A 5,831-nucleotide genomic window follows, 5' to 3' on the forward strand; every position below is an offset into this window, starting at 1 on the left:
TGGAGTCCATGGCCGGCCCCCTGCCGCGCGAGGCCACCGAGGCGGTGGTGCGCCTGTCCGAGGGCAATCCCTTCATGGCCTCGGCGGTGATGCACGGGCTGGTGGAGGATGGGGCCCTGGTGCCCGGTGCCCAGGGCTGGCAGGTGGAGCCCGAGGCCATGGCCCACGTGCGCTCCTCGCGCCAGGCGGCCTCCTTCCTGGTGCGCCGCCTCAAGCTGCTGCCGCCCGAGGCGCTGCGCCTGCTGTCGGTGGGCGCGGTGCTGGGCAAGCACTTCGACCTGGAGCGGGTGGTGGCCCTCTCGGGCACGCCGCGCGAGCAGGTGGCCGCCGCGCTCGTGGAGCCGCGGCGACGACACATGCTGTGGGAGGGCTCCGGCGGCCGCTACACCTTCGTCCACGACAAGCTGCGCGAGGCCCTGCTGGGGCTGCTGCTGCCCGAGGAGCGCCGGGAGCTGCACCGGCTGGCCGCCCGCAGCATCGCGGCCAATCCCCCGGCGGACCCCTTCGAGCTCGCCTACCACTTCGATGCGGCGGGAGAGCACACCCAGGCCCTCCCGCACGCCCTGGTGGCCGCCGAGCGGGCCCGCCAGCAGTTCGCCCTCGAGACGGCCGAGTTCAACTACCGCATCGCCGAGCGCGGCGCGGCCCGGGCCGATGCCAGTACGCGCTTCCGTGTCTCCGCCGGCTTGGGCGACGTCCTCATGCTGCGTGGGCGCTATGACGAGGCCCAGCGGCAGCTCGAGCTGGCCCAGACACTGGCCCGCGACAAGCTGGAGCAGGCCCGAATCTGGTCCAAGCTGGGCGAGCTGACGTTCAAGCTCTACAACAAGGAGGAGGCGGACGCGGCCCTGAAGCGGGGGCTGACGCTGCTGGGCCGGTGGGTCCCCCGCTCCTCGGCGGCCTTCGCGCTGGGCGCCCTCTGGGAGCTGGGCGTGCAGGCCGGACACTCGTTGATGCCCAACCTGCTCACGGGGCGCCGCTCGCTCGAGCACAGCGAGGAAGACCTGCTCGCGGTGCACTTCTACAGCCGCCTCACCTACAGCAGCTGGTACTTCGGCAGCCCCATCGCCACCTTCTGGACCCACCTGCGCGAGGTGAACACGGCCGAGCGCTACCCGCCCACCCTCGAGCTCGCCCAGGCCTACTCCGAGCACGCGCCGATGCTCACCATGGTGCCCTGGTTCAGCCGGGCCACCGCCTACGCGGAGAAGTCGCTCGCCATCCGCCGGGAGCTGGGCGACGTCTGGGGCCAGGGCCAGTCCCTGCACTTCTACGGACTGGGCCTCTACGCCGCGGGCCGCTTCGAGGAGTCCATCGAGAAGTGCAGCGAGGCGGTGCGGCTGCTGCAGCGAACGGGAGACCAGTGGGAGGTCAACAACGCCCACTACCAGTACGCCCTGGCCCACTACCGGCTGGGCCGGCTGAAGGAGGCGCTGGAGTCCGCGCGGCGGCTGCACACGGCGGCGCTCGCCATCGGCGACGGGTACGCGGTGCGTCTGGCCCTGGAGGTCTGGTCGAAGGCGACCCGGGGCCGCATCCCCTTCAGCCTGCTGGAGGGCTCGCTGGCCAACCCCGGCCAGGACACGCAGACGCACGCCAACCTCCTGCTGGCCGAGGCGCTCCGCCGGCTGCACGAGGGAGACACCTCGGGCGCGGTGGAGATGCTGGAGAAGGCGGACAAGCTGGTGGAGCACGCCCACCTGCGGCACGAGTACGTGGCCCCCGTCGTCCCCTGGCTGCTCACGGCGCTGCGCACGCGGGCCGAGAACAGCTCTCCGCTCGCCCCGGGTGTGCGGGCCGAGTCGTTGAAGCGGGCCGAGAAGCTGGCGCGGCGGGCCCACCGGCTGGCGCGCAGCTACCGCAACAACCTCGCCCACGTGCTGCGCGAGCGCGGGCTGCTGGCCGCCCTCTCCGGCCACCCACGCCGGGCCCGCCGCTGGCTGGAGGAGAGCCTGGAGGTCGCCGAGGAGCTGAAGATGCGCTACGAGCGCGCCCAGACGCTCCAGACGCTCGGCCGCGTGGGCAAGGAAGTCGGCTGGCCGGAGGCCACCGCCTGGACGGAGGAGGCCTCGCGCGAGCTCCAGGAGATGGAGCAGGACCTGGACATCGAGCCCCAAGTGGCCACGGAGCTGCCGGAGCGCCCGGGCACCCTGTCGCTGGTGGACCGCTTCCCCCGGGTGCTGGACGCGGGCCGCCGCATCGCCTCGGCCCTCTCGCGCCAGGCGGTGTTCGACGCCGCGCGCCAGTCCATGATGGAGCTGCTGCGCGCCGAGCACTGCGTGGTGTTCGACCCGGAGGCGCTGCTGCCCGAGGACGAGCTGGCGGCGGCCGGCGTGGGCCACACCGCCATCACCCGGGCCCTGGAGACGGGACGCCCGACGGTGATGGGCCAGGGCATGCCCGGCGGGGTGAGCGAGAGCATGGAGCTGCTCGGGGTGCGCTCGCTGCTGTGCGCCCCCATCCAGGTGCGCGGCAAGACGGTGGCCTGTGTGTGCGTCAGCCACCGGCAGGTGGGCGAGCTCTTCGGCGAGGACGAGGAGCGGCTGGCCTCCTTCGTCTGCATCCTCGCCGGTGCCGCGCTGGAGAACGCCGAGGGCTTCGAACGCATGGCGGCGCTCTCCGAGGAGCGCGGCCGGCTCTACCGCGAGGAGCAGGAGGCGGTGCGGCGCCGCGACGACTTCCTCTCCATCGCCGCGCACGAGCTGAAGACGCCCCTCACCTCGCTCCAGCTCCACATCCAGGGCCTCATGTCCCAGGTGCGTCAGGGCCTGGAGCGGCTGCCCCCGGAGCGGCTCGGCGCCAAGCTGGAGTCGGCCAACCTCCAGACGCAGCGCCTGGGCAAGCTGGTGAACGAGCTGCTGGACATCTCGCGCATCGCCCAGGGGCAGCTCCTGGGCCATCTCGAGAACGTGGACCTGGTGCAGGTGGTGCGCGGGGTGGTGGAGCGCTCGCGCGAGGCGCTGGCGCGCGCCGAGTGCTCGCTGCGGTTGAACCTGCCGCCCTCCCTGGTGGGCCACTGGGACGCCATCCGCCTGGAGCAGGTGGTGCTCAACCTGCTCACCAACGCGTCGAAGTACGGGGCGGGCCGGCCCATTGAGATCACCGTGGACGGCGACGAGACCCAGGCGCGGCTGCGGGTGCGCGACGAGGGCATCGGCATCGCCGAGGAGGACGCCGCGCGCATCTTCGAGCGCTTCGAGCGCGCCGTGTCCGTGCGCCACTACGGTGGCTTCGGCATCGGGCTGTGGATTGTCCGGGAAATCGTCCAGGCGCTCGGCGGCGCCATCGCGGTGGAGAGCGCACCGGGACAGGGCGCCACCTTCACCATCACCCTGCCCCGCCGCGGCCCCGAGGAACCTCGGGGCGACAACGGCCCCCACTGAGGAAGCCGAGGAGGGCCCCCACCGTGGGAGCCCCTGCCTCTAGCGGCGGGTCAGCGCCATGTAGATGACGTTCTGCGTGCTGTCGCGGAACATGTCCACGGAGGCGAGCTGCGCCGGCTCAATCTCCGAGGCGAAGGCACGCACCTGGTTCTCATCGCGGTAGATGAGCCACCAGTCCATGAAGGCCTCGAGGAAGCCGGCATCCGGGGTGCGGGCGGCGAAGTTGCCCACCAGCAGGCGCCCACCGGGACGCAGCATGCCGAAGAGGAGCCGGGTGAGGCGCGCGGCCACGGACTCGGAGAGGTAGTCGTACAGGCCCGCCGAGTAGATGAAGTCCTGATCCGGGAACGTGGCCTTGCCCAGGAGGATGGAGCGGACCGAGCCACGCACGGGCTGCACGGTCTTCCCCGGGTGCTGCTGGGTCACCACCTCCAGGCTCACCGGATCCTGATCGAACGCGAGGAGCTGGCCGATGCGGCCCTCGACGACGGCGCGGGAGTGCTCGGCTTCACGCAGGTGGCCGCAGGCCACGGAGAGCACGCGGGCCTTCTTCACGCGCTCGGCGACGGCGTCGAGCTCCTGGGCCAGCAACTCCCGCCGCTCGCGCACGCTCCGGGGCCCGGATTGGCGCCACAGGAAGTGGTAGATGTCCCGCCCGAGCGGCGTCGTCCCCTCGGTCTGACGCTCGTTATAGAGGTAGTCGATGAGCACCGCGTCACCCGCGTAGCCCCGAGGCTTCTCGAAGCCGTGACGCGTGTAGGGACACTGGTGGATGACCTCGCGCAACGGGTGGTTGCGGACGATCTCCAGGCAGAAGCGGGTCCACTCCTCCCGGTCCCATTTGCGGTGCAACAGGGCCAGTCCCCTGAACAGGGCTTCCAGCCCCTGATGCAGGTTCCCACCCCTGGCGATCTGCCAGTGGATGTCGTCCAACCAGCTGGCCGCTCGCTCGAGCGCGTTGCTCCAGTCCACCCACTCCATCACTGGTGCAGCCAGCGCATTGCGCAGGGTTTTGACATCGCCAGAAAGGGCAGCATCGCTCGTAGAAGACGCCGAAGAAGAGGAGGGAGGTCCTTCCATCGCCACGAGAACGGAGTGCTTCTCCATTCCCTTCCCTCGTGACGGGTGGCCACCCGAGCGCTCGCCGAAGGGGCTGCCAGCCAGCCAGCCGGCCAGGAAATGTAGGGAGGGAAGCAACTCAGGGAGGCAGGCATGCGACAATCTCCCCGAACCCTTCCTTTCACGGGGACGACCATGACCGTGCACACCATCCAGCGGGGCGAAACCCTCAGCGCCCTGGCTCGCAAGTACAACACCTCGGTCGATGCGCTGGCGAAGGCCAATGACATCCAGGACCCGAACCGTATTCGCACGGGTCAGCAGCTCGTCATCCCCGATGGTTTCGACGCGCCGCGCCGTCCGGTGGCGGCCAACCCGGCCACCTCCCCGGATCGCTTCGAGGCGAGCGCGGCCTCGGGCGGCGGTCCGGCCGCGGGGACCACCAACACCAACGCGTGGATTCCGGTGGACGCCCCGGTGCGGGGAGACCCCTCCAACCGCAACGCGAGCAACTACAACCAGGTCATCGACCAGTTCTCCGTGAACAACAACCCGCGCTACAGCCCGCGCGGCGGCAACACCTACTGCAACATCTTCGCCTGGGACGTGACGCGCGCCATGGGCGCGGAGATTCCGCACTGGGTGGACGGTGCCGGCAACCCCGCCGGAGTGGGTGCCCCGGGAGCCCGGGAACTGGACGCCAACGGGGGCCACCGCTGGCTGGAGCAGCATGGGCCGAGCCGCGGCTGGCGCGAGGTGAGTGCCCAGGAGGCCCAGGCGCTGGCCAACCAGGGCCACCCCGCCGTGGCGAGCTGGAACAACCCGGGCGGCATCGGCCACATCGCCGTGGTGCGTCCGGGCGAGGTGACGGATCGCGGCCCAGCCATCGCCCAGGCCGGCGCGAGCAACTTCAACAACGGCCATGTGAGGGACTCCTTCGGCAACGCGCCGGTGAAGTACTTCGTCAATGATCGCGGCGTGGCCAGCCAGCCCGCTCCAGCGCCCAGCCAGCCCGCCCCCGCTCCGGCGCCCAGCACGCCGGCCCCCGCGCCAGCTCCGGCTCCGGGTGGCTCGTACACGGTGCGGCCGGGTGACACGCTCAGCGGCATCGCCGCCCGCCACGGCAGCACCGTGGATGCCATCGCCCGCGCCAACGGCATCTCCAACCCGGACTTCATCCAGGTCGGCCAGCACCTCTCCATCCCGGGCGCCTCGGGCAGCCCCCCGGCCCCGGCCGCGCGAAACTACACGGTGCAGCCGGGCGACACGCTCAGCGGCATCGCCGCCCGCCACGGCAGCACCGTGGTTGCCATCGCCCTGGCCAACGGCATCTCCAACCCGGACTTCATCCAGGTCGGCCAGCGCCTCTCCATCCCGGGCGCCTCGGGC

Annotated in this window: 3 protein-coding genes; 2 read left to right on the forward strand and 1 reads right to left on the reverse strand. The window is 71.4% G+C overall.

The features are described 5' to 3' along the window. Positions 1 to 8: 8 nt before the first annotated feature. Positions 9 to 3,383, forward strand: coding sequence for an ATP-binding protein (locus VF697_RS11105; protein WP_331094083.1), 3,375 nt, complete (start codon positions 9 to 11; stop codon positions 3,381 to 3,383). Positions 3,384 to 3,422: 39 nt separating this feature from the next. Here the strand turns inward: VF697_RS11105 and VF697_RS11110 are convergent, their stop codons facing one another. Further along, positions 3,423 to 4,364 (reverse strand): class I SAM-dependent methyltransferase, encoded by a 942-nt coding sequence (locus VF697_RS11110; protein WP_331094085.1) that lies wholly within the window; start codon positions 4,362 to 4,364, stop codon positions 3,423 to 3,425. Positions 4,365 to 4,637: 273 nt separating this feature from the next. Here VF697_RS11110 and VF697_RS11115 point away from each other — a divergent pair. Then, a partial coding sequence (locus tag VF697_RS11115) for a LysM peptidoglycan-binding domain-containing protein (RefSeq protein WP_331094087.1) occupies positions 4,638 to 5,831 on the forward strand: 1,194 nt, incomplete at its 3' end.

Source organism: Archangium sp. (assembly GCF_036388035.1).
Taxonomy (GTDB): Bacteria; Myxococcota; Myxococcia; order Myxococcales; family Myxococcaceae; genus Archangium.